The sequence below is a fragment of the Curtobacterium sp. 320 genome (assembly GCF_031455235.1).
Classification (GTDB): domain Bacteria; phylum Actinomycetota; class Actinomycetes; order Actinomycetales; family Microbacteriaceae; genus Curtobacterium.
The window spans coordinates 656,129-677,091 of sequence record NZ_JAVDSI010000001.1 but is presented as its reverse complement, the minus strand read 5'-3'; the positions used below and the strand labels follow the sequence as shown (position 1 = coordinate 677,091).

The window sequence follows — 20,963 nt, the reverse complement described above, 5'->3', positions numbered from 1 at the left end:
CTAGCAACCCGTCGACTCCGGCCGCTGTGAACAGCGCGGGTGTGCGCGGCCCGCGAACGGTCCGCGCACACCCGGGTTCGGTCTGCCGTACTGAGCGATCGTCAGGCGATCGCGACCGCCGGCTCGGACTCCGACGCCGCTGCCGGAGCGTGCTCGGTGGACGGGTCGTCGATGCCGATCACGCCGTAGTCCCAGCCCTTGCGGCGGTAGACCACGCTCGGCCGGTGCGTCTCCGCGTCGACGAACAGGTAGAAGTCGTGCCCGACGAGCTCCATGAAGTACAGGGCGTCGTCGACCGTCATGGGACCGGCTTCGAAGACCTTGTGCCGGATCACGACGGGGCTGTAGACCTCGTTCTCGTCGTCCTCGGCGTTCGCGTCGACCACCGGGACGGCACCCGTCGCGACGTCCTCGATGAGCTTGCCGTCGGCCGGGACGACACCCATGCGCTCGAACGCGGTGCCGGACGCCTCGGACACGGAGGTCGGACGGTGGCGGCCGCGGTGCACCTTGCGGCGATCGCGTGCTCGGCGGAGTCGTTCCATGATCCGGGCGAAGGCCAGATCGAAGGCGGCGTACTTGTCCGACGCGGCGGACTCCGCCCGCACGAGGGGGCCGGGGCCGATCAATGTCAGCTCGACGCGGTCCTCGCCCTGGGAACCGCCCGATTTCTCGTTGTGGCGGCTGATGCGCACCTCGAATGCGAGGGCGCGGTCGGCGAGCACGTCGATCTTCTCGGACTTCTGTTCGACGTAGGTGCGGAATCGGTCGGTGACCCCGATGTTCCGGCCCGTGATCGTCACGTCCATGTGGCGGCTCCCATCCAGACTCAGCGCGTCGCCTCCATCCGGCGATCCTGAACGCCTTGTCGCGAGGCTAGACCCGGTGGCGCTCCGGCGTCACGCGATGTCGGTGAGTCGCCAGGACACCCACCGGACACACAGTGGCCACCGAGCGTTCACCGATGCGCCGAGGGCTCCGGGCGGGCGCGCCTCAGTCGTCGACGCTCGCGACGGCGACGCACCGCACGACCCGACCACCGGCCGCACGCACGGCGCGGACGGCCTCGGCCATCGTGACGCCGGTGGTCACGACGTCGTCCACCACGACGACGGCTCGACCGGTGACGCCGGTGACCGAGAGGGTGCCGACCGTCGCGGCCACCCGCTCCACCGCGCTGCGTTCCTTCTGCCCGCCGTGCACTGCGCCGGCACCGATGCCGACGCCGGCACCTGCACCAGCACCAGCACCGACGCCGGCGCCGGCGCGGCGCCGCGCCAGCCCTCCTGCCCGCAACCTCGACATCGCCCGCGACCGCCGCACTCCCCCGCGCGCCGCCAGCAGCACGACGGGGTCGAACCCCCGCCGCCGAGCACCCTGCCGCGAGGGCGGCACCCGCAGCAGCACGGCCCCGGGACCGGCGTCGGCGAGCGCCGCCCGCACGAGCCCACCGAACCGGGCGCCGAGGGGCCGAGCGAGGTCCACGCGCCCGCGCAGCTTGAGCTCGAGGAGCATCGTCCGCACGAGTCCCGTGTACTCGAACGCCGCGTCCAGCCGGACCCCGGCGACGAGACGCACCCGGCGGGGCATCGCGTCGAGCGCGTGTCGGCACGCGGCGCAGAGTGCCCGGTCGGGCCGGCCGCACCCGACGCAGTCCACCGGCAGGAAGAGCCCGAGCACCGCGACGGCCGCGTCGAGCCACGGCCGCAGGCTGTCCCGTGTCGTCATGCCGACGATCCTGACCGCCACCCACCACCGGGCGCGCGCCGATCCGTGGGACTGGGGACGCGCCTCCTGGACCGCCGCCCTGTGGAGGAGCGACCTCAGCGCTGGACGCCGAGCACGTCCGCGCTGATCCCGGTCGTGACCCAGCCACCGCCGGTCGACTGCAGGACCGACCCGTCGGACATCCGCAGGAGCATCGAACCGCCGCTCCCGCCGACGATCTCGGTCGCCCGCCCGTCGGGCTTCGGCAGGGTGCTCGACTGCCCACCGATCGTGGAGCGGACGACGTCCGGGCCGGAGGACGTCTGCCCGACCGAGGCGACGTCGGAGTCGCTGATCCAGGCGGCCCCGACGGCGTTGCCCGTGGCGGCCTGCACGCGCACCGGGGAGCCGAGCGCGGTCGGGGTGCGGTCGGCGCCGCGGACGATGGCCATCACGTACAGGCTCGGTCCGTCGTTCGTCTGGATGAGCGCGAGGGCCCTGGTCGAGTCGCGCGAGACCTGGAACGACACGAGGTCGCCGGCCGGGAGCGTCGTGTTCACCGCGTGCGGATCGCCGCCGAGACCGTAGGCCGTGACCCGGCGGGTGTTCTTCTCGGACGCGACCCAGACGAAGCCGAGGTCGTCGATGGACGGCGGGACCAGGCCGTCGGTCGCGTCGATGCGCAGGTGCGAGCGTCCGCGCACGACCGTCACGCCGTCGCCGTTCCCGACGACCGCAGCGGTACCGGACGCGGACAACGCGAACGAGGACGGCCCGAGGTCGCCGATCTCCGCGCCCATGCCGTTGCCGAGCGGTGCGATCTTCCCGCCGCCGAGGGCCGAGTAGCCCACGGTGCCGTCCTGGTCGACGAGCGGGCGGGCATCGACGTCGGGGTTCTGCTGCGCGTCGGACCCGCTGCCGTCGGGGACGGCGAAGGTCGTGCCCTCGGCCGTGATGTCGACGGAGGACACCGTGGCGACCGAGGCGAGCGACTTGCTCAGCTGCTCGCGCATCCGGATCCGGTCCTGACTGCTGGCGCGCAGGGCGTCGCTGGACAGGTCGACGAGGGCGGTCCCGCTCTGGATCGTGACCGCGTTCAGGGAGAGCTGCGTGCCCTCGGGGAAGGCGGTGACCACGGCCCCCTTGAGCCAGCTCGCGGGTCCGGCGAGCAGCGCGCTCGCGATGCGGGTGCTCGTCGACGACCTGGCGAGGAACCAGCGCTCGTCGGGCACGAGGAACTTGTACGTCGGGTCGTAGAAGTAGAGCGCGTGCTGCTGGAACACCGACTCGAAGTTCACCGGCGACAGGATGATGCCGTCGGGGGCGTAGGCGATGCGCCACTCGCCGTCCTCGCGGGTGAACTGGAACGTCAGCGTGGACGAGGTCGGTCGGACCGCCTGCGTGTACTCGCCGTCGGCGTCCACCGAGGCGCTGGCGGTGAGGGTGTAGGTCAGCTCGCGTTCGCCGACCCGCTCGATCGCCGGGTTGCCGGGCTGGATCGTCACCGAGCGCCGGGGGTTCCACTTCGTCGAGAAGTTCGAGGCGAGGAACTCCCGGGCCACGGCGTAGTCGTCCGCCGCACCGGTGCCGGCCGCGATGAAGCCGCGGAGGATCGTCGTCTGGTCGGCGCCGGGCACGGGCTTGCCGGGCCGGTAGTCGACGCCGGACACCGACTGGTCCTTGATCACGCCGCCGGAGCGCACCGCGCCGTCGGTGGGGATCGCGGCGCAGGCGGACACGGCGACGATCGTCACCGCGGCGAGCGCCGTGGCGACCAGGGTGCGGAAGCGGGTGCGCATCAGTCGTCCTCCCTGACGGCGCGGGGGCCGTCGTACGACTCGTCGAGGTCCGGCAGCGGGATCGCCGAGGTCGTCACGGTGACGCGGTCGTTGCGCGGCAGCGTGAGCACGAAGGTGGAACCCTCGCCGGGGCGGGACCACACGTCGATGCGGCCGCCGTGCAGGTTCGCGTCGCCGAGCGAGATCGCGAGTCCGAGGCCGGTCCCGCCGATCGTCCGCTTGCGGCTCGGGTCGGCGCGCCAGAACCGGTCGAACACGCGGGCGGCGTCCTCCGGCGGCATGCCGACGCCCTGGTCGCGCACGGCGATCGCGACCGAGCGGGCGTCGCTGTCGACGACGACCTGCACGGGCTTCGCGTCGCCGTGCTCGATCGCGTTGCCGACGAGGTTGCGGAGCACGCGGCGGATGCGCTTCGCGTCGAGCTGCATGGTGGTGTGCCCGCCGGGTGTGGCGAGCTGCAGGTCGATGCCGGCGCGTTCGGCGAGCGGCCGGAACTCGTCGACGATGTCGGTCGCCAGGGCCGCGGGGATGACGGGCTCGGGATCGAGGTGCACCGCCTGCGCGTCGAACCGCGAGATCTCGAGGAGGTCGGCGAGCAGGAGCTCGAACCGCTCCACCTGGGCGTGCAGGAGCTCGGCGGACCGACCGACCGACGGCTCGAAGGCGTGACGGGAGTCGAACAGCATGTCGCCGGCGAGCCGGATGGTCGTGAGCGGGGTCCGGAGCTCGTGGGAGACGTCGGAGACGAACCGCTGCTGCACGCGGGAGAGCTCGGCGAGCTGGGTGATCTGCCGGCTCACCGCGTCGGCCATGCCGTTGAAGCTGCGGGCGAGGGTGGCGATGTCGTCGTTGCCCCGCACGGGGATGCGTTCGTCGAGCCGGCCGGCGGCGATCTTCCGGCTCGTCTCGGCCGCGCCCCGGATCGGCACGACCACGAGACGGACGACGAGCGAGGTCACGAGGGCGATGAGCACCATGAGCGCGACACCGCCGATCGAGAGCGTCTGCGAGACGAAGTCGAGGGTCTGCTGGGCGTCCGACAGGTCGTAGACGAGGTACAGCTCGTACTGACCGGCACTCGGGATCTGCAGGGTCGACCCGACGGCGAGGCCGGGCTGGTGGCGGCCGTCGTCGTCGAGGCGCACGGGCTGCAGGCTGAGCGTGCCGGTGTTCTTGCCGACCTGCTTGCGGAGGGCGTCGGTGATCACGGCGTCCGGGAAGCCCTGGCTCGCGACGTTCTGCACCGTCTGCGGCCCGGGCTGGTCGGGACTCCGCTCGATGGCGATGCTCGTGCCGCCGGGGCTCGTGGTGTTCGACAGGATCGCCTGCTGCGCCTCGCTCTGCAGGGTCTCGAGCTCGCTCTGGTTGTTGTCCTCGCCCGCGGTGGCCGCGTCGAAGATGCCCTGCGCGACGATCGTCGCGCGCGCCGACTCGGACTCGATCTGGTCGCGGCGCTGCGAGTAGACGTTGTTCGAGATGCTGATCATGACGGCCGTGCCGATGATCGCGACCGCGAGGCCGGTGGTCATCACCGTGATCGCGACCGACCGGAACATCAGGGAACGACGCCACAGGTACGCCGCGGCGCGCCAGCCGCGCCGGACCCACCGTCGAAGGCGACGGCCGGCGCGGGCGAGCCTGCCCTGCACGGCGACGCCGCCGGTCGACGCTGCGGACGGCACGGTGCTCAGGCTCCTCCGGCCCGGTACCCGACGCCGCGCACCGTGGTGACGATCTTCGGGTTGTCGGGGTCGTGCTCGATCTTCGCGCGGAGGCGCTGCACGTGGACGTTCACCAGGCGGGTGTCCGCCTTGTAGTGGTAGCCCCAGACCTGTTCGAGCAGCATCTCGCGGGTGAACACCTGGTTCGGCTTCTCGGACAGCGCCCGCAGGAGGTCGAACTCGAGCGGGGTCAGCGCGATGACGGCGTCGCCGCGACGGACCTCGTGCCCGGCGACGTCGACGGTGAGGTCGCCGACGTGCAGCACCGTCGCGTCGGCGGCCGTCGGGCGGAGCCGGGTGCGGATGCGGGCGACGAGCTCCTTCGGGTTGAAGGGCTTCACGACGTAGTCGTCGGCGCCGTTCTCGAGCCCGGCGACGACGTCGGACGTGTCGCCCTTGGCGGTGAGCATGATGATCGGCGTGCCGCTCTCGGCGCGGATGCGCTTGCAGACCTCGATGCCGTCGATGCCCGGGAGCATCACGTCGAGCAGCACCAGGTCGGGCTTCGTCCCGTGGAACGCATCGATGGCGTCGTTGCCGTCGGCGCTGAACTCGGGTTCGTAGCCCTCGGAGCGGAGGACGATGCCGATCATCTCGGCGAGGGCCTGGTCGTCGTCGACGACGAGGATGCGCGGTGTCATGTGATGGGGACTCCGTGTGACGTGCAGCGGTACCCGGTCGGCACCTGACCACTCACGATAGCCGAGGCCCCGTGCGACGGCGTTTTCCGACAGGATGGGTGTCGACCGCGCCTTCCGCGTGCTCGGTCGGGACCACGAGGGGGCGGCGATGTCCGATTGGCAGGTACCGGGGGCGCCCGGCGGTCCGCAGGACGGTCGGGGGAACGGCCCAGGAGGCGCGGCTCGGCCCCCGGGGCAGCAGCCGTCCGCCCCGTGGCCGGGCCAGTCCGGTGGTCCGTCCGCCGGTGGACCGTACGGCAGCGGGCCTTCCGCCGGTGGGCCGGGTCGGCCCCCGGGGCCGCCGCCGGCCGGGTCGCGGCCGGTCATCCCGCTGCGACCGCTCGGGCTCGGTGACGTCCTGAGCGGCGCCTTCACCGTGTTCCGCCGCAACGCGCGGGTGCTCCTGCTCTGGAGCGTGCTCCTCAGCGGGGTCCTCGGGCTGCTCTCCACCATCGCGAGCGCGTTCGGCCAGCGTGCGATCCAGTCCCGCATGTTCTCGGCGGTCGACGGCGACGTGGACGGCCAGACGTCGATCCTCGCCGGCTCGGTGACGCTCTGGCTGGTGCTGTCGATCGGGCTCCCGTTCCTGGCCTACCTCGGGCGCGGCTTCCTGGTCGCCCCGGTCGCCGCGGACACCGGACAACGCATCCTCGGACGGCGCGCCACCTTCCGCGGGCTCTGGGCGCTCCTCGCCGGACGACGCTGGTCGGTGGTCGCCTGGATCCTCCTGCAGCTCGCAGCCGGTGCCGTCATCGGGATCGTCTTCGTGCTCGTGCTGGTCGGCGCCGCCGCCGGGCTCTCCGGCAACGGGTCGGGCATCGGCGGCCTCCTGCTCACCTTCTTCGTGCTCGGCCTCGGTTTCACGGTCGTGCTCGTCTGGCTCGGGACGAAGTTCGCGTTCACCGTCCCGACCATCGCGCTCGAGGGACGCCCCGTGTTCCAGGCCGCGGCGCAGTCGTGGCGGCTCACCCGCGGAGCCTTCTGGCGCACCTTCGGCATCATCCTGCTCGTGCAGGTCATGTTCGCCTTCGCGGTGTCGATCGCCTCGGTCCCGCTCACGATCGGTGCGACGCTCGTCGGCGGCACGTTCGACCCGCTCGGACAGACCGATGCGGGGTCGGGAGCCGGGGTCGGCGGGCTCGTGGCGATCGTCGTGGGGAGCCTGCTCGGGATCGCGGTGCAGTGCATCACCGACGTGCTCTCCGCGTCAGTCGTGACCTTCCTGGCGATCGACCGCCGCATCCGGACCGAGGCGCTCGACCAGCGGATCGCGTCGCACCTCGAGACCGGACAGCCGGGAGACCCGTTCGCACCGTCGCCGCGGGTGGACCGGCCGGCGTGGCCGGGGCAGGAGCAGGGGTGGCCGGGTGCCGGTCCGGGGCCGCAGCAGCCGTGGCCGGGGCCGACCTGGCCCGGTGGCGGTCCGGGTCCGCAGCAGCCGTGGCAGGGCCAGCCGGAGCCGGGGCAGCCGGGCGCGGGCGGCCAGCAGCCGGGCGGCCCGACGCCGCCGCAGTGGGGCGGCGAACCCGGACGGTACCCGCCGGACGGCCGCGCATGACGATCGACCCCGACGACGCACGACGGCTCCTCGAACGCGAGCTCGAGCGGTCGGAGTACGACGGTGCCCACGTGACGTGGTGGGACCGCGCCTCGCGCGCGGTCCTCGACTGGCTCGGCTCGCTCCGAGCGGACGGCCTCGGCTCCCCCGCGGTCGCGCACACCCTGCTCTGGACGGCCGTCGTCGTGCTCGTCGCGGTGGTCGTCCTCGTGGTCGTCGCCCGCGGACTCCCCCGGCGTCGCGCTCGGCTCGCGGACGGGCAGGTCGGCGGGGTGTTCGACGACGACGACCTGCGTCCCGCCGGTGCCATCGCCGAGGACGCCCGAGCAGCCCTGCGCGCGGGTGACTGGTCCCGCGCCGTGCTCGACGGGTACCGTGCCCTCGCCCGTGGGCTCGGGGAGCGCGACCTCGTCCCCGACGTCCCCGGTGCCACCGCGCGTGCCATCGCCGGCCGGGCGGCCGTGGTCTTCCCGGACGAGGCCGCGCGGCTCGAGCGCGCCGCGGCCACCTTCGACGAGGTGCGGTACCTCGGCGCCGACGCGACCGAGCGGAGCGCCCGCGACGTCCTGGACACCGAGCACGCGGTCCGGACGGCACGCCCCGCACGGACGACGACCCCGGCGGTCCCCGCGTGACCGCGACCGCCACCCCGTCCGCACCGTCGGGCGAGGCCTCGACCTCGACCGCGCCGCGCCGCGCGGGCCGTGGGCTCCGCGTCGGTTTCTGGGTCGCCATCGTCCTGGTCGGCACGGTGCTCGCGGTGCTCACGGCCGTCGTCGGGCGGACCGGCCCGGGGCAGGCACCGCTCGACCCGACCTCCGCGACGGCGAGCGGCGCGAAGGCACTCGTGCGGGTCCTCGAGCAGCAGGGCACCGACGTGCGGATCGTCGACCGCGCCGACCGGATCGGGGACGGCACCGTGTTCGTCGACGACGAGCAGGGCGTCCTCGACCGAGGCGTCGCGCGGCGGATCGCTCGGCAGGCGGACCACGTCGTCCTCGTGTCGTCGACCCCCGCGACGCTCGAGGCGTTCGGGCTCGACGTCGAGCCGGCCACGCAGGTCGGCGGGGACGACACCGTGTCCACCGCCTCGTGCGCGATCCCGGCCGCTGCCGGTGCCGAGCGGGTCACCCTCGGCGGCACCGGGTACGCCGTGCCGGACGGCGGCCGGGCCCCGACCGGCACCGACCTCTGCGCACCGTTCGGCTCGGGCGGCGACCGGGCCTACGGCCTCGTCCGGACGGCGACCCCGGCCGGTGACGTCACGCTCGTCGGGACCACGGCGGCGTTCCGGAACGACACGATCACCACCGCCGGCAACGCCGCCCTCGCCCTCGGCCTGCTCGGCGACGACGCGACGCTCACCTGGTACACGCCGACCCCCGGCACGTCGGACGCGGCACCGACCCTCGGGTCGCTCGCACCGCCGTGGGTGCCGAGCGCACTCGTGCTGCTCGGACTCGTCGCCGTCGCCGCCGCGGTCTGGCGCGGCCGCCGGCTGGGCCCGCTCGTGGTCGAGCGGATGCCGGTCGTCGTCCGTGCCGCCGAGACCACCGAGGGCCGTGCCCGGCTCGCCGCACGCACCGGCGACCGGACCCACGCGCTCGACACGCTCCGGATCGCGGCCCTCCGCCGCACGGCACGCCGGCTCGGGCTCCCCCGGTCGGCCCACGTCGACGAGGTCGTCCGGGCCGCAGCACGCGCCACCGGGATCCCCGACCGGCGCGTCGGGGCGGTCCTCGTCGGCGGCCCGGCCACCGACGACCGGGCCCTCACCGCCGGGGCAGCGGCGCTCGACGACCTCGAGCGTGCCGTCCTCGCCGCGACCACCGGCGCCCAGCAGACCGACCGAGACCACCGAGGAGCACGACCGTGACCGATCCGTCCACCACCCAGACCCCGCAGGCGACCCCCGCTGGTGATCCGTTGCGCGACGTGTTCGGACGGCTGCGCGCCGAGGTCGGCAAGGCCGTCGTCGGGCAGGAGGGCGCCGTCTCGGGCATGATCGTCGGCATCCTCGCGCAGGGGCACGTCCTGCTCGAAGGCGTCCCCGGCGTCGCGAAGACCCTGCTGGTCCGGAGCCTCGCCGCCGCGATGTCGCTCGACACGAAGCGGATCCAGTTCACGCCGGACCTGATGCCCGGCGACGTCACCGGCTCGCTCGTGTACGACGCCTCGACGGGCACCTTCCCGTTCCGCCAGGGACCGGTGTTCACGAACGTGCTCCTCGCCGACGAGGTGAACCGGACGCCGCCGAAGACGCAGTCCGCACTCCTCGAGGCCATGGAGGAACGCCAGGTCAGCGTCGACGGCGACGCCCGGGTGCTGCCCGCCCCCTTCTTCGTCGCGGCGACGATGAACCCGATCGAGTTCGAGGGCACGTACACGCTCCCGGAGGCCCAGCTCGACCGCTTCCTCATGAAGCTCACGCTCGACGTCCCGCCGCGGGACGTCGAGTGGCAGGTGCTCCGTCGGCACGCGGACGGCTTCGTGCCGCGGGACGTCCGGTCGGCCGGGATCGCACCGGTCCTCGGGGTCGACGAGGTCCTCGCCGCACAGCGCGCGGTCCGCGGGGTCGGGGCGCGGGACGACGTCCTCGCGTACATCGTCGACCTCGCCCGCGCCACCCGGCAGGCGCCGTCCGTCCGGGTCGGGGTCAGCCCGCGCGGTGCGACCGCCCTGCTCGCCGCCGCGAAGGCCTGGGCCTGGCTCACCGGCTACGACGCGATCACGCCGGACCACGTCCAGGCCATGCTCCTGCCGGTGTGGCGGCACCGGCTGCGGGTGGCCGCCGACGCCGAGCTCGAGGGCGTCGGAGCCGACGGGGTGCTGCAGCAGGTGCTCGAGCAGGTCCGGGTGCCGATCTAGTGGCGATCTCCGGCCGGTTCGTCGCGCTCCTCGCCGTCGCGATCGTGCCCACCGTGCTGCTCGGCACGGGATGGGCTGGTGTGGCCTGGGCGGGCGTGGTCGTGCTGGCGGCCCTGCTCGACGTGCTGCTCGCCGCCGACCTCACGGCCGTGCGCGTCGAGCGGCGGATGCCCCGGCTCGCCCGCCGGGACACCACCGCCGACGGCACCCTCGTGCTCGCCAACGACGGCCGCCGGACGCTCCGCGGTGTGGTGCGCGACATGTGGGAGCCGTCCGCCGGGCAGGCCCCGCGCCGCATCGACCTGCAGGTACCTGCCGGGGAGCGACGGACCGCGCGAATGCGGTTCGCCCCGTTCCGTCGCGGCCGCCGGGCCTCCGCGGGCGTCGCCGTGCGTGCGTTCGGGCCGCTCGGGCTCGCCGCACGCCAACGCGTCCTCGTGGCGCCTGCCGAGCTGGTCGTCACGCCGCCGTTCCGGTCGCGTCGGCACCTGCCCTCGCGGCTCGCGCGGCTGCGGGAACTCGACGGCGAGACCACCCTCCAACTGCGGGGCCACGGCACCGAGTTCGACTCGCTGCGGGACTACGTGCGCGGCGACGACGTGCGGTCGATCGACTGGCGTGCGACCGCCCGCCGCCAGGACCTCGTGGTGCGCACCTGGCGTCCGGAGCGGGACCGTCGGGTGATCGTCGTCGTCGACGCCGGGCGTGCCGGTGCCGGACGGGTCGACGACGAACCGCGGCTCGACACGTTCATCGAGTCCGCGCTGCTCCTCGGCGCACTCGCGGCGGCCGCGGGCGACCGGGTGGACCTCGCCGTGCTGGACGACGCCGTCCGGGGTCGCGTCCACGGTGCCACGCGCACCGACGTCGTGCAGCGGTTCGGGGAGACGCTCGCGCTCACGGAACCCGGGATCGCGGCCACCGACTGGTCGGCGGTGCCCAGGCTCGTCGACTCGATCACCACCTCCAGGGCCCTCGTGGTGCTCGTGTCGAGCCTCGACTCGGTCGGCGCGTCGGGTGACCTCCTCACCGTGCTCCCCCGCCTGACGCGACGGCACGCGGTCGTCGTCACCAGCGTGACGGACCCGGCCGTCGAGCGGATGGCGAGCGGGGCGGTGGACCCGGCGGTCTCGGGACCGGGGCGGCGGGGCGGACGTGCGCCGTCCCTCCAGGGCCGTGCCGAGCGCGACGTGTACCGACGCGCTGCCGCCGAACGCACGCTCCTCGATGCCGACGGCGTGGCGGACGTGGCGCGCCGCGCCGGGGCCGAGGTCGTCCGGGCCGCACCCGAGCAGGTGCCGCCGCTCGTCGCGGACGCGTACATCCGCGCGAAGGCGACCGGGCGGCTCTAGGCGTCCGTCAGTCGGCGACGAGCGCGGACGAGCCGCGCTCGAACTCCTCGAGGTCGCCACGCTGCCCCGCGCGGTACGCCCGACCGCCGAGGATCCACTGGTACCAGAGCACGGCCGCGAGGGCGACGGTGCCGATCCCGATCTTGACGGGCCACGGCCAGTCCTGCCGGGTCACCGTGCCCTCGACGAGACCGGACAGCAGGAGCGTCAGGGCGAGGCCGACGGCGATCGTGATGAGTGCCCGGCCGTCCTCGGCGAGGGCCTGTCCGCGGGTGCGGGCACCGGGGGCGACCCACGACCAGAAGATCATCAGGCCGGCGGCGGCCGCGAGGAAGATCGAGTACAGCTCGAGCTGCCCGTGCGGGGCGATGTAGAGGAAGAAGTCACCGAGGCGGCCCTGGTCGTGCAGGATGGCCGCCGAGACGCCGAGGCTGATCCCGTTCTGGCCGATCGAGAACGGCACGAAGAGGCCGGTGATCCCGAACGCGACCATGGTGGCGGCGATGTACGCGTTGTTCGTCCACACCTGCGCCGTGAAGGCACCGAGACCGTGGTCGGAGTAGTACGCCTGGAAGTCCCGGGTCGCGTACTGCCGGAGTGCTTCGGGAGTGCCGAACGTGTCGACGGCGCCCGGGGTGGTCGTGATCCAGACCGCCGTGATCGCGGCGATCGCCGCCGTGGCGGCCGCCACCCAGATCGTGACCCAGCGGATCCGGTACAGGGCGGCGGGGAGCTGCAGGACGAAGAAGGACGTCAGCGCCGCGAGCGGGTCGACCGGGGTGCCGGTGAACCGGAGTCGGGCACGGAACAGCGTCAGCGAGAGCCGGTCGCCGACGGCGGTGCGCGGGGCGGCGCCGCGGATGCGGGCGAGGTCGGTCGCTGCCGCCTGGTAGCCGGAGACGAGGCGGTCGACGTCGGCACCGGAGGCGTGGCGGGTGCGGGCGAGCCGGTCGAGTTCCTGCCACCGGTCGCGGTGCACCTCGGTGTAGGCGTCCAGGTCCACAGCGTCTCCCCCGCTCGTTCCGGTGTTCGCGCGTCCGTGCCGTCCGGGCGGCGGGCGTGCGTCTCCGACAGAATGATCCCATGCCGAAGACCCGCGTGCCGCGTGACCTCGCCGACGGTCGGTTCGTCGTCGCGCTCGACGACACCCACGACGAGCTCGTCGTCGGCGAGGCCGTCGCACTCGACGTGCAGCCCGCCGGCATCGCGTTGCGGCTCGCGGCGGCGCTCCTCGACGGTGTCTGCCTGCTCGGGCTGTACGTCATGCTCATGATCGGCCTGTCGCGGGTCTGGCCGAGCGACCTCGACGAGGCCTGGGCAGCGGCGCTCAGCATCGGCGTGCTCGTCGTCGTGCTCGTGCTCGTCCCGGCGGCGCTCGAGACCGTCACCCGGGGCAAGAGCGTCGGCCGGTACGCCACCGGCACCCGGGTCGTCCGGCTCGACGGCGGGGCGATCGGGTTCCGGCACGCGTTCACCCGTGCCCTCGTCGGGCTGTTCGAGCTGTGGATGACGTTCGGGTCCGTGGCGCTGCTCGTGGCGCTGTTCGGATCCCGCCCGCGGCGGCTCGGGGACCTGCTCGCCGGGACGTTCGTGCAGCACGAGCGGGCGGCGAAGCAGCGGTCCCCCGAGGTCCTCATGCCCGCGGAGCTCGTGGCCTGGGCCGGGGTCGCGGACGTCTCGGCGCTCCCGCAGCGGCTCGAGAACCGGCTCGGGGCGTTCTTCCGCGGTGCTGCCGACCTCCGCCCCGAGCTCCGGGAGGCGGCGGCACGGTCCCTCGCGGCAGCGGTCGCCGAGTACGCGCACCCGGTGCCGGCGGTCCACCCCGAGGTGTTCCTCGCCGGGGTGGTCGTGCTGCGGCGGGAGCGGGACCTGCGCGCGTTGCGGGGTCGGGCGGCGGTGCTCGACCGGGCGTCGGCGGTGGCGACGGCGCGGCCGCCGGGGTTCCCGCGCTGACGCGCTGTCGCGCGCCGCGGCGCCGCTGGCGCGCGGGCTTCAGGCTTTCGAACCAGGTTTCCGACGTCGAACCAGCGCGGCTGCCTGGTTCGTTGTCGGAAACGTAGTTCGCCGCACAACCAAAAGCACGCGGAGCCGCGCGGATGCGTGGTTCCGGGCGACTTTGGTTGTGCGGTGCGGCAGCGCGCCTGCCGCGGGGCGGCAGCGCGCCCGCGCCGGCGCGCCCGCGGTGCGCGCGCCCGCGGTGCCCGCGGCGCGCGCCCCGCGTCAGTACCGGTAGTGCTCGGGCTTGTAGGGGCCCTCGACCGGGACACCGATGTACGCCGCCTGCTCCGGCCGGAGCTCGGTCAGCGCGACCCCGAGCGCGTCGAGGTGCAGCCGCGCCACCTTCTCGTCGAGGTGCTTCGGCAGCACGTACACCCCCGTCGGGTACTCGGCGCGGCGGGTGTGCAGCTCGATCTGGGCGAGGACCTGGTTCGTGAAGGAGTTGCTCATCACGAAGGACGGGTGCCCTGTGGCGTTGCCGAGGTTCATGAGCCGCCCCTCGGAGAGTACGAGGATCGACCGGCCGGTCGGCAGACGCCACTCGTGCACCTGCGGCTTGATCTCGACCTTCTCGACGCCCGGCAGGGACTCGAGGCCCGCCATGTCGATCTCGTTGTCGAAGTGCCCCACGTTCGCGACGATCGCGAGGTGCTTCAGTGCCAGCATCTCGTCGACACCGACGACCCCCAGGTTGCCCGTGCACGTGACGACCAGGTCGACCTGGTCGGCGACGTCCGCGAGGCGCGCCACCTGGTACCCGTCCATCGCGGCCTGGAGCGCGCAGATCGGGTCGACCTCGGACACGATCACGCGGGCGCCCTGCCCGCGGAGCGCCTCGGCCGCGCCCTTGCCGACGTCGCCGTAGCCCACGACGAACGCGACCTTGCCGCCGATCAGCACGTCGGTCGCCCGGTTGAGCCCGTCGGGCAGCGAGTGCCGGATGCCGTACTTGTTGTCGAACTTCGACTTCGTGACGGAGTCGTTGACGTTGATCGCCGGGAACTTCAGCTCGCCGGTGCGCGACAGCTCGTAGAGGCGGTGCACGCCGGTGGTGGTCTCCTCGGTCACGCCCTCGATGTCGGCCGCGATGCGGGTCCAGCGGTCCGACGACCCCTGCAGTGAGGCGGCGACGGTGTCGAGGACGATCTTCCACTCGGTGCTCGCGTCGGCCCCGGCATCGGGCACACGGCCGGCGGCTTCGGCATCGGCGCCGGTGTGCACGAGCATCGTGGCGTCGCCGCCGTCGTCGAGGATGAGGTTCGGGCCGATCCAGTCGGCGCCGGCGGCTGCGGCCTCGGCCGACCAATCGAAGATCCGGCTGGTGCACCACCAGTACTCCTCGAGCGTCTCGCCCTTCCACGCGAACACGGGGACGCCGGCCGGCGACTCAGGCGTGCCGGTCGGGCCGACGGCGATGGCCGCGGCGGCTTCGTCCTGCGTGGAGAAGATGTTGCAGCTCGCCCACCGGACCTGCGCCCCGAGCGCGACGAGCGTCTCGATGAGGACGGCAGTCTGCACCGTCATGTGCAGCGAACCCGCGATGCGCGCGCCGGCGAGCGGCTGCGACGCGCCGAACTCCTCGCGCAGGGACATGAGCCCCGGCATCTCGTTCTCGGCGAGGCGGATCTGGTGGCGCCCCGCCTCGGCGAGGGCGAGGTCGGCGACGCGGAACGGTGCTGCGGTACGGGCTTCGGTGGGCATGCCGCCCAGTCTTCCACGCCGGGAGGCGCGGGTCGTCAGCCGACGTCGGTACCGTGAGCCGCGCCTCCGGGGATCCCCCTGTGGAGGACCGGCCCCGACCGCGTCAGTCCGCGTCGCGACGGAGCGGCTCGCGCCGCACCACCTGCCACCCGCGCGGGACGCGCAGCTGCGCCGCGTGGCGGGCGCAGAGGTCGTAGCCGTGGGGCTCGATGCGGGTGGAGAGGGGGCCGACGACGACCATGGAGTCCCCGTAGTCGTACGTCAGGGTCGCCGAGGCGCTCGCGCCACAGGCGACCTTGCTGCAGATCCTCACGTCCATACCGCCACCGACCCTATCGGAGCAGGGCGGCACCGCCCGCGCCGCGTACGATGTGGGGATGCGTCGCAGGACTCGTCTCGTCACACCCGTCGACCGGGGCCGCGGTCGGTCCCGGCACGGACGCGGCGGACGGTCCAGCGTGACCGGTCCGGACCTCGCGCCGATCATCACCCGCGCCGAGACGTTCGACCGCATCGTCGGCGACACCGCGCACTACCTGCTCGGGCTCTGGCCGGCCGAGCTCGAGGGCGTCGTGTTCCAGGTCGCGGACATGCCGACGGACTCGACCCTGCCGGACCACATGCCCCGCTGGCGGGTGGACCGCGAGCAGCGCCGCGTGACCGTGTTCCGCGTCCCGGTGGAGCGGGTCACCCGCAGTCCCGAGAAGGACGACACCGACAAGCGCATCATCATCGAGACCGCGGTGTTCCGTGCGGTGGGCGAGCTGATCGACAAGGACCCGTGGGACCTGGCGCCGGACCGCTACCGCCACTGGTGACGCAGCGCGCCACGGCTCAGGGGTAGACCCGGACCGGCGTCGAGACCTCGGTCGCCGCCCGCACCGGGAACCCGGCGATGCCGTCGTCGCCCATGTAGGTCACCCCGGCGACGAGCCCCTCGGTCCCCTGCAGCTCGAGCTGCTTCGCGACCGGGACGACCACGGTGCGCACACCACCGGCGACGACCTGCACGTCCTGCGTCTCGTCGCCGGAGCGGATCGTGACGTCGGCGTCGGAGCGCGTCGGGTTGACGAGCGTGAGGCGCTGGTTCTCACCGGGCGCCACCGCCGTGATGGTGGACTCGCCGAGCGGGTCGGCGGAGGCGAACCACCCGACGTCCGTGCGCCCGTCGTAGGTGGGCGTGGTCGTGCGGGCGCCGGCGACGAGCGGCTCGGTCGACGTGACGGTGAAGGCGTAGCGACCGTCCGGGAAGTCGTCGAGCGTGACGTCGGTGACGACACCGGGCTCGGCGGTGGCGTTCACGGTGGACCCGCCCCCGTCGGCGGTGGTGATGCCGAGGGTCACGCGGGCCGCCTTCGTGCCGGGCACGAACAGCCGGACGATGGGCGCGGCGTCGGCCGTGTCGTCGCCGCGCTGGGCCTCTTGGGCACCGTCGAGGACGACGCCCGGGATGATCTGCGACGTCGAGGGCGCCGCACCGCCGGAGATGATGTCGAACCCACCGGGGGTGAGGGTGCGGACGATGGACTCCTGCATGTGGGCGACGATCTGGCCCCCGGAGGACTCGACGTGCACGACGGTCGAGCCCTGGTCGGACACGAACCCGGACAGCGGGACGACCTTCTGGGTGTTCGGCGCGACGACGATGCCGGTCGTGCCGGGAGCGCTGACCGTGCCCGAACCGTCGTAGATCGACAGGTCGACGGTCGCGTTCACGTCGGTCGGGTTCGACAGCGTGACGAGGCTCGTGCGGCCGGTCTCGGTGGACCCGCCGACCAGCCAGGTGGACTGGCTCGGGTCGTCGCACGACGCGGCACCGACGCCGACGACGTCCCCGCTCGCGACGCTCTGGTAGCTGCTGCCGGCGACCTGCGGGGTGGTGTCCCCCGCCGGAGCGGTCAGGAGGCGCGGCTTGCTCCCGCCGGTCGCGGAGTCGTCGAGGCCGGAGCGCTCGACGCTCGACCCGGTGGTCGCGGTGGCGACGGTGGCCGAGCCGACGGTGCTCGCCTTCGTCGCGTCGTTGCCGGCGTCGTCCGAGAGCCGGAGCGCGTTGCCCGCGCAGACGCGCTCGGCGTCGGCCGGGACGGGTGTCACCGTCTTGCCCGCGGGACGACCCGGGTCGGTGTCGGTCCCGAGGGCGTGCGCCGCGGTGACGGCTCCGGCGGCGACCACGACGGCGATCGCGGTCGCCGTGCCGCGGACGACCCAGCGGCGGACGGAGGCGGGGGTACGGCTCATTCGTCGCGCTCCTCGTCGAAGGTGGTGGCGGGTTCCTCGGCCTCGATGACGTTCGAGGTGGCACGGCGTCGACGGGGCGCGGTGGGCACCGCCAGCAGTGCCGCGGCGCCGAACACGACCCCGAGGACCACGAGGTAGAGCACGTGCGTCGCCTGTGCCCCGGCCGACCCGGTGGACGGGCGGTCGACGTCGCCCTCGTAGTGGAACAGCTGCCCGCTCGTCGTCTCGCCGATGCTCGTGAACAGCGCGTTCTGACCGATCGCCCCGGCTGCACGGTCGTGGACCGCCTGCGCGGAGGAACCGTCGGGGGCGTCGTCGAGCAGGACGAAGCTCACGCCGAGCTGCCGCAGTGCGGGCTCGGGGTCGTACCCGCTCCGGCTCGCCAGGTTGCCGGCGAGGGTCGCGAGCTGCGCACCGGAACGGCTGAGCGTGAGCGCCGTCGAGTCGAGGGTGGTCTGGTCGTCGAGCGTCGAACCCTGCCCGCGTTCGAGCGACACCGCGAGCGAGCCGTCGTCCTGTGGGTCGACGACGAGCGTGCCGACGTCGGGGTTGGCCTGCGCCTCGGCGTTCACGTACGCGCTGAGCACCCGGCCGGAGGTCGGCTGGATCACCGCGTTGCCGAGGTAGAACGCCCCGAACGCCGGTGCCACGGTGACGGCGGCGACCACGGTCGTCACGAGTCCCGCGACCGGGGCGATCCGCGGCAGCACGTCGATCCCGATGCAGGCGGCGGCGACGATGCCGAACCAGTACACGCTCAGCCCGCTGCCCGGCCAGATGATCGTGGTCGTGGACCCGACCCCGGTGACGGTGACGTGGGTGGCGGCGAACGCGGTGGCGAAGCCGGCCAGCGCGATGAGGAGCGTGGCTCCCGCGACGGCCCAGCGGTGGCCGAGCATCGCGCCGATGGCGGCGACGGCAACCGGGAGCGCGAGCACCGCCATGAGGACCGGCAGGATCCAGGCGGCGAGCGCGAGCCCGGACGTGGTGGGCAGCCAGCCGCTCCAGTCCGGCACCGGCTGGCCGATGGCGAGCTGGAAGGCCGAGGGTGCACGGGTGGCCGAGGGCACGCCCGGGTCCGCGAAGACGGCGAGCACGTTGCCGCGGGCGACCTGCGCGAGCACGAGCGGCAGGAAGAGCACGGCTGCCGGCACCGGGATGAACACCCGACGGTGCGCACGGCGCCACCCGACGGCGAGCGACACGAGCCAGCCGAGCAGCAGCACCGGCAGCAGCGACGGCGCCGAGGCCGCGATGACGGCGAAGAGCAGGGACGCGCCCGAGGCCCAGGCCCACGAGCGGTGCGCCTCGAGCACGGCGAGGAACAGCCAGGGCAGGAGGACGTGCGCGATCACGGCGCCGAGGTGCCCGCTCGTGACGGCACCGACGAGCGTCGGGGCGATCGTGTACAGCGCCGCGCCGATCACCGGGACCCAGGTGCGGGTGGTCAGCTTCCGCACCGCGAACCAGGCGCCGAGCGCGGCGAGCGGGAACGCGACGAGCATCACGAGCACGACCGAGGTCGACGGCGACCAGAACGTGATCGAGCCGAGCACGGCGACGACCGCGGCGAACGGGTCGCTCGGCCCCGTGAACCCGGTGCCGATCGAGTGCCAGCCGTAGCCGACGTTCTGCCACAGCCGGGCGACGTCGGTGCTCAGCGGCAGGAGCCCGCCACCGGTCAGCGCCGGCGAGCCGAGCAGCGGGTACAGGGTCACGACGCTCAGGACCGCCGCGGCGAGGACGACCCAGATGCCGCCGTCGCCGAGGAACGACGCCCGGGCGATCGGTGCGTCCTCGACCCGGGCGAGCTCGACGTCGCGCGACGTGGTCCGCCGTTCGTGCACCCGGCGCCAGCTGACGCGGAGCGGCTCGACCGCCGCCCACCCGAGCTTCTTGCCGCGTGCGAGGACCCGGCGCGAGCGTCCGGTCCCGCCGCCGAAGGCGACCGAGAACGCCGCGGCGAGCTCGGCCCCGACCGCGGCCGGGTGCTTGGCGACGAGGTGCCCGATCGCGCGGCCGATCGCGAACGGCACGAGCGTGAGCCAGTGGATCCAGAGGACCCCGGCGGACGCGTAGGTCATCCGGCGGTGCAGCTGCGCCTGCCGGTGCATCCGGACGCGCCGCCCCTCGGAGACCCGCTTGCGCCCGAACTCCTCGATGGGCCCGGCGCTCGTCACGCGGGCCTCGGGCACGACGGCGACCCGGTGTCCGGCGAGGCGCACGCGCACGCAGAAGTCGAGTGCGGCGTCCACGTTCGGCAGGGCGGGGTCGAAGCCGCCGAGTTCGTTCCACACCGAGCGTCGGACGAGCATCCCGCCGGCGGCGACCGCCATCACGTCGGTGTTCCGGTCGTGCTGGCCCTGGTCGAGCTCGTCCTGCACGAGGACGATCGACCGGCCGAAGCGGGTCATGCTCTCGCCGAACGCCCGGAGCCGCGACGGGTCGTCGACGTCGACGAGCTTCGGCCCCGCGACGACCACGCTCGGCGCGATCTCGACCGCGGACAGGAGGTCGGCGAGGGCGGTGGGCGCCGGCGCGTTGTCGTGGCCGAGCAGCCAGAGCCACTCGTCGACGGGTTCGTCCGCGACCGCGGGCGGCGCCTCGCGTTCGCCGCGGGCGACCGCCTCGCCGAAGGGGCGACCGGCGGGCAGGCGCAGGAGTTCGGCGGAGCCGCCGAACGAGAGGTCGGTGGTCGAACCGTCGGTCGACCCGAGGTCGACGACGACGAGGTTCTCGGGGTGACGGGTCTGGGCGGCGAGCGCGTCCAGGGTCCGGTCGAGGTGGTCCGCCCCGTTGGCGGCGACGAGGATCGCGGTGACTCTGGGCTGCATGACGGGCGTCACTCTACGGTCTGGAGGCGCGGCGCGGCCTGCGGACGGCGGCGCGCCGTGAACCTGTGGGAGCCATCAACGACCGGTGCGCGTCGGACGCGCACCGTGCCTCCTGGACCGGCCAGGTGCGCGGCTACGCCCGCTTGCGGAGCTTGCGGCGCTCGCGCTCGGACAGGCCGCCCCAGATGCCGAATCGCTCGTCGTTCTCGAGCGCGTACTCGAGGCACTGCGCCCGGACCTCGCACGAGGTGCAGATCTTCTTGGCCTCGCGCGTCGACCCGCCCTTCTCGGGGAAGAACGCCTCGGGGTCGGTCTGCGCGCAGAGCGAGTCCACCTGCCAGGCGAGCGGGTTCTCCTCGTCGTCGGTCTCCGGACGCCGGACACCCGGGACGCCGAGCGACACGGGGTCGACGTGCCAGTCCTCCGGTACTCCGGCGTGGAAGTCGGAACCGTTCACCCTGATCACCCCTGACGTCTCGATAACGGGACCACAACGATCGCTGTCGT

At 73.7% G+C, this 20,963-nt stretch carries 18 protein-coding genes; 7 read left to right on the top strand and 11 right to left on the bottom strand.

Translation table 11 applies throughout. The features are described 5' to 3' along the window. Positions 1-101 precede the first annotated feature (101 nt). The 5 genes from hpf to mtrA all read right to left on the bottom strand — a co-directional run bounded on the left by hpf (position 102) and on the right by mtrA (position 5,868). Positions 102-809: a ribosome hibernation-promoting factor, HPF/YfiA family gene (gene hpf / locus J2X60_RS03220; RefSeq protein WP_070418505.1), complete on the bottom strand. Its 708-nt coding sequence runs from the start codon at positions 807-809 to the stop codon at positions 102-104. A gap of 184 nt (positions 810-993) precedes the next feature. Further along, the gene (locus J2X60_RS03215; RefSeq protein ID WP_309886467.1) at positions 994-1,728 is read right to left on the bottom strand and encodes a phosphoribosyltransferase family protein; all 735 of its coding nucleotides are present in this window, start codon (positions 1,726-1,728) and stop codon (positions 994-996) included. A 95-nt stretch (positions 1,729-1,823) separates the two neighbouring features. Further along, positions 1,824-3,506 (bottom strand): LpqB family beta-propeller domain-containing protein, encoded by a 1,683-nt coding sequence (locus J2X60_RS03210; RefSeq protein ID WP_071294916.1) that lies wholly within the window; start codon positions 3,504-3,506, stop codon positions 1,824-1,826. After that, complete coding sequence (gene mtrB, locus J2X60_RS03205; RefSeq protein ID WP_309886466.1) at positions 3,506-5,188, bottom strand: MtrAB system histidine kinase MtrB; 1,683 nt, start codon at positions 5,186-5,188, stop codon at positions 3,506-3,508. The genes J2X60_RS03210 and mtrB overlap by 1 nt, the downstream gene beginning before the upstream one ends. Before the next feature lie 5 nt (positions 5,189-5,193). Continuing rightward, entirely contained in the window at positions 5,194-5,868 is a 675-nt protein-coding gene (mtrA, locus tag J2X60_RS03200; protein ID WP_070418502.1) for an MtrAB system response regulator MtrA, read from the bottom strand. Positions 5,869-6,016: 148 nt separating this feature from the next. On the opposite strand from mtrA, the gene J2X60_RS03195 reads away from it, so the two are divergent. The 5 genes from J2X60_RS03195 to J2X60_RS03175 are packed head-to-tail and all read left to right on the top strand — an operon-like array spanning position 6,017 to position 11,685. Next, entirely contained in the window at positions 6,017-7,465 is a 1,449-nt protein-coding gene (locus tag J2X60_RS03195; RefSeq protein ID WP_309886465.1) for a glycerophosphoryl diester phosphodiesterase membrane domain-containing protein, read from the top strand. After that, positions 7,462-8,100: a DUF4129 domain-containing protein gene (locus J2X60_RS03190; RefSeq protein WP_309886464.1), complete on the top strand. Its 639-nt coding sequence runs from the start codon at positions 7,462-7,464 to the stop codon at positions 8,098-8,100. Before J2X60_RS03195 ends, J2X60_RS03190 begins: the two co-directional genes overlap by 4 nt. Next, positions 8,097-9,341 carry a DUF4350 domain-containing protein gene (locus J2X60_RS03185; protein ID WP_309886463.1) on the top strand — a complete coding sequence of 415 codons (1,245 nt, stop codon included), beginning with the start codon at positions 8,097-8,099 and terminating at the stop codon, positions 9,339-9,341. Before J2X60_RS03190 ends, J2X60_RS03185 begins: the two co-directional genes overlap by 4 nt. Further along, on the top strand, positions 9,338-10,333 hold the full coding sequence (locus tag J2X60_RS03180) for an AAA family ATPase (RefSeq protein WP_396127774.1): 996 nt from the start codon (positions 9,338-9,340) through the stop codon (positions 10,331-10,333). The genes J2X60_RS03185 and J2X60_RS03180 overlap by 4 nt, the downstream gene beginning before the upstream one ends. Continuing rightward, on the top strand, positions 10,333-11,685 hold the full coding sequence (locus J2X60_RS03175; RefSeq protein WP_309886462.1) for a DUF58 domain-containing protein: 1,353 nt from the start codon (positions 10,333-10,335) through the stop codon (positions 11,683-11,685). Before J2X60_RS03180 ends, J2X60_RS03175 begins: the two co-directional genes overlap by 1 nt. 7 nt (positions 11,686-11,692) lie before the next feature. Here J2X60_RS03175 and J2X60_RS03170 read toward each other — a convergent pair whose 3' ends face one another. Continuing rightward, a complete protein-coding gene (locus tag J2X60_RS03170) occupies positions 11,693-12,688 on the bottom strand; it encodes a stage II sporulation protein M (RefSeq protein ID WP_309886461.1) in 996 nt (331 codons plus the stop codon). An 80-nt stretch (positions 12,689-12,768) separates the two neighbouring features. Here J2X60_RS03170 and J2X60_RS03165 point away from each other — a divergent pair, with 80 nt between their 5' ends. Beyond that, positions 12,769-13,638, top strand: coding sequence for an RDD family protein (locus J2X60_RS03165; RefSeq protein ID WP_309886460.1), 870 nt, complete (start codon positions 12,769-12,771; stop codon positions 13,636-13,638). Positions 13,639-13,905: 267 nt separating this feature from the next. Here the strand turns inward: J2X60_RS03165 and ahcY are convergent, their stop codons facing one another. Further along, complete coding sequence (gene ahcY, locus J2X60_RS03160) at positions 13,906-15,384, bottom strand: adenosylhomocysteinase (protein ID WP_309886459.1); 1,479 nt, start codon at positions 15,382-15,384, stop codon at positions 13,906-13,908. A 103-nt stretch (positions 15,385-15,487) separates the two neighbouring features. Beyond that, positions 15,488-15,703 (bottom strand): DUF3499 family protein, encoded by a 216-nt coding sequence (locus tag J2X60_RS03155; protein ID WP_309886458.1) that lies wholly within the window; start codon positions 15,701-15,703, stop codon positions 15,488-15,490. A 139-nt stretch (positions 15,704-15,842) separates the two neighbouring features. Here J2X60_RS03155 and J2X60_RS03150 point away from each other — a divergent pair, with 139 nt between their 5' ends. Continuing rightward, positions 15,843-16,202: a metallopeptidase family protein gene (locus tag J2X60_RS03150; RefSeq protein WP_254789530.1), complete on the top strand. Its 360-nt coding sequence runs from the start codon at positions 15,843-15,845 to the stop codon at positions 16,200-16,202. A gap of 16 nt (positions 16,203-16,218) precedes the next feature. On the opposite strand, the gene J2X60_RS03145 is transcribed toward J2X60_RS03150, so the two are convergent. The 3 genes from J2X60_RS03145 to J2X60_RS03135 all read right to left on the bottom strand — a co-directional run bounded on the left by J2X60_RS03145 (position 16,219) and on the right by J2X60_RS03135 (position 20,922). Next, positions 16,219-17,622: a DUF5719 family protein gene (locus tag J2X60_RS03145; RefSeq protein WP_070418492.1), complete on the bottom strand. Its 1,404-nt coding sequence runs from the start codon at positions 17,620-17,622 to the stop codon at positions 16,219-16,221. Continuing rightward, on the bottom strand, positions 17,619-20,456 hold the full coding sequence (locus tag J2X60_RS03140; protein ID WP_071303825.1) for a glycosyltransferase family 2 protein: 2,838 nt from the start codon (positions 20,454-20,456) through the stop codon (positions 17,619-17,621). The genes J2X60_RS03145 and J2X60_RS03140 overlap by 4 nt, the downstream gene beginning before the upstream one ends. Before the next feature lie 133 nt (positions 20,457-20,589). Then, on the bottom strand, positions 20,590-20,922 hold the full coding sequence (locus J2X60_RS03135) for a WhiB family transcriptional regulator (protein ID WP_083295294.1): 333 nt from the start codon (positions 20,920-20,922) through the stop codon (positions 20,590-20,592). Positions 20,923-20,963: the final 41 nt, after the last annotated feature.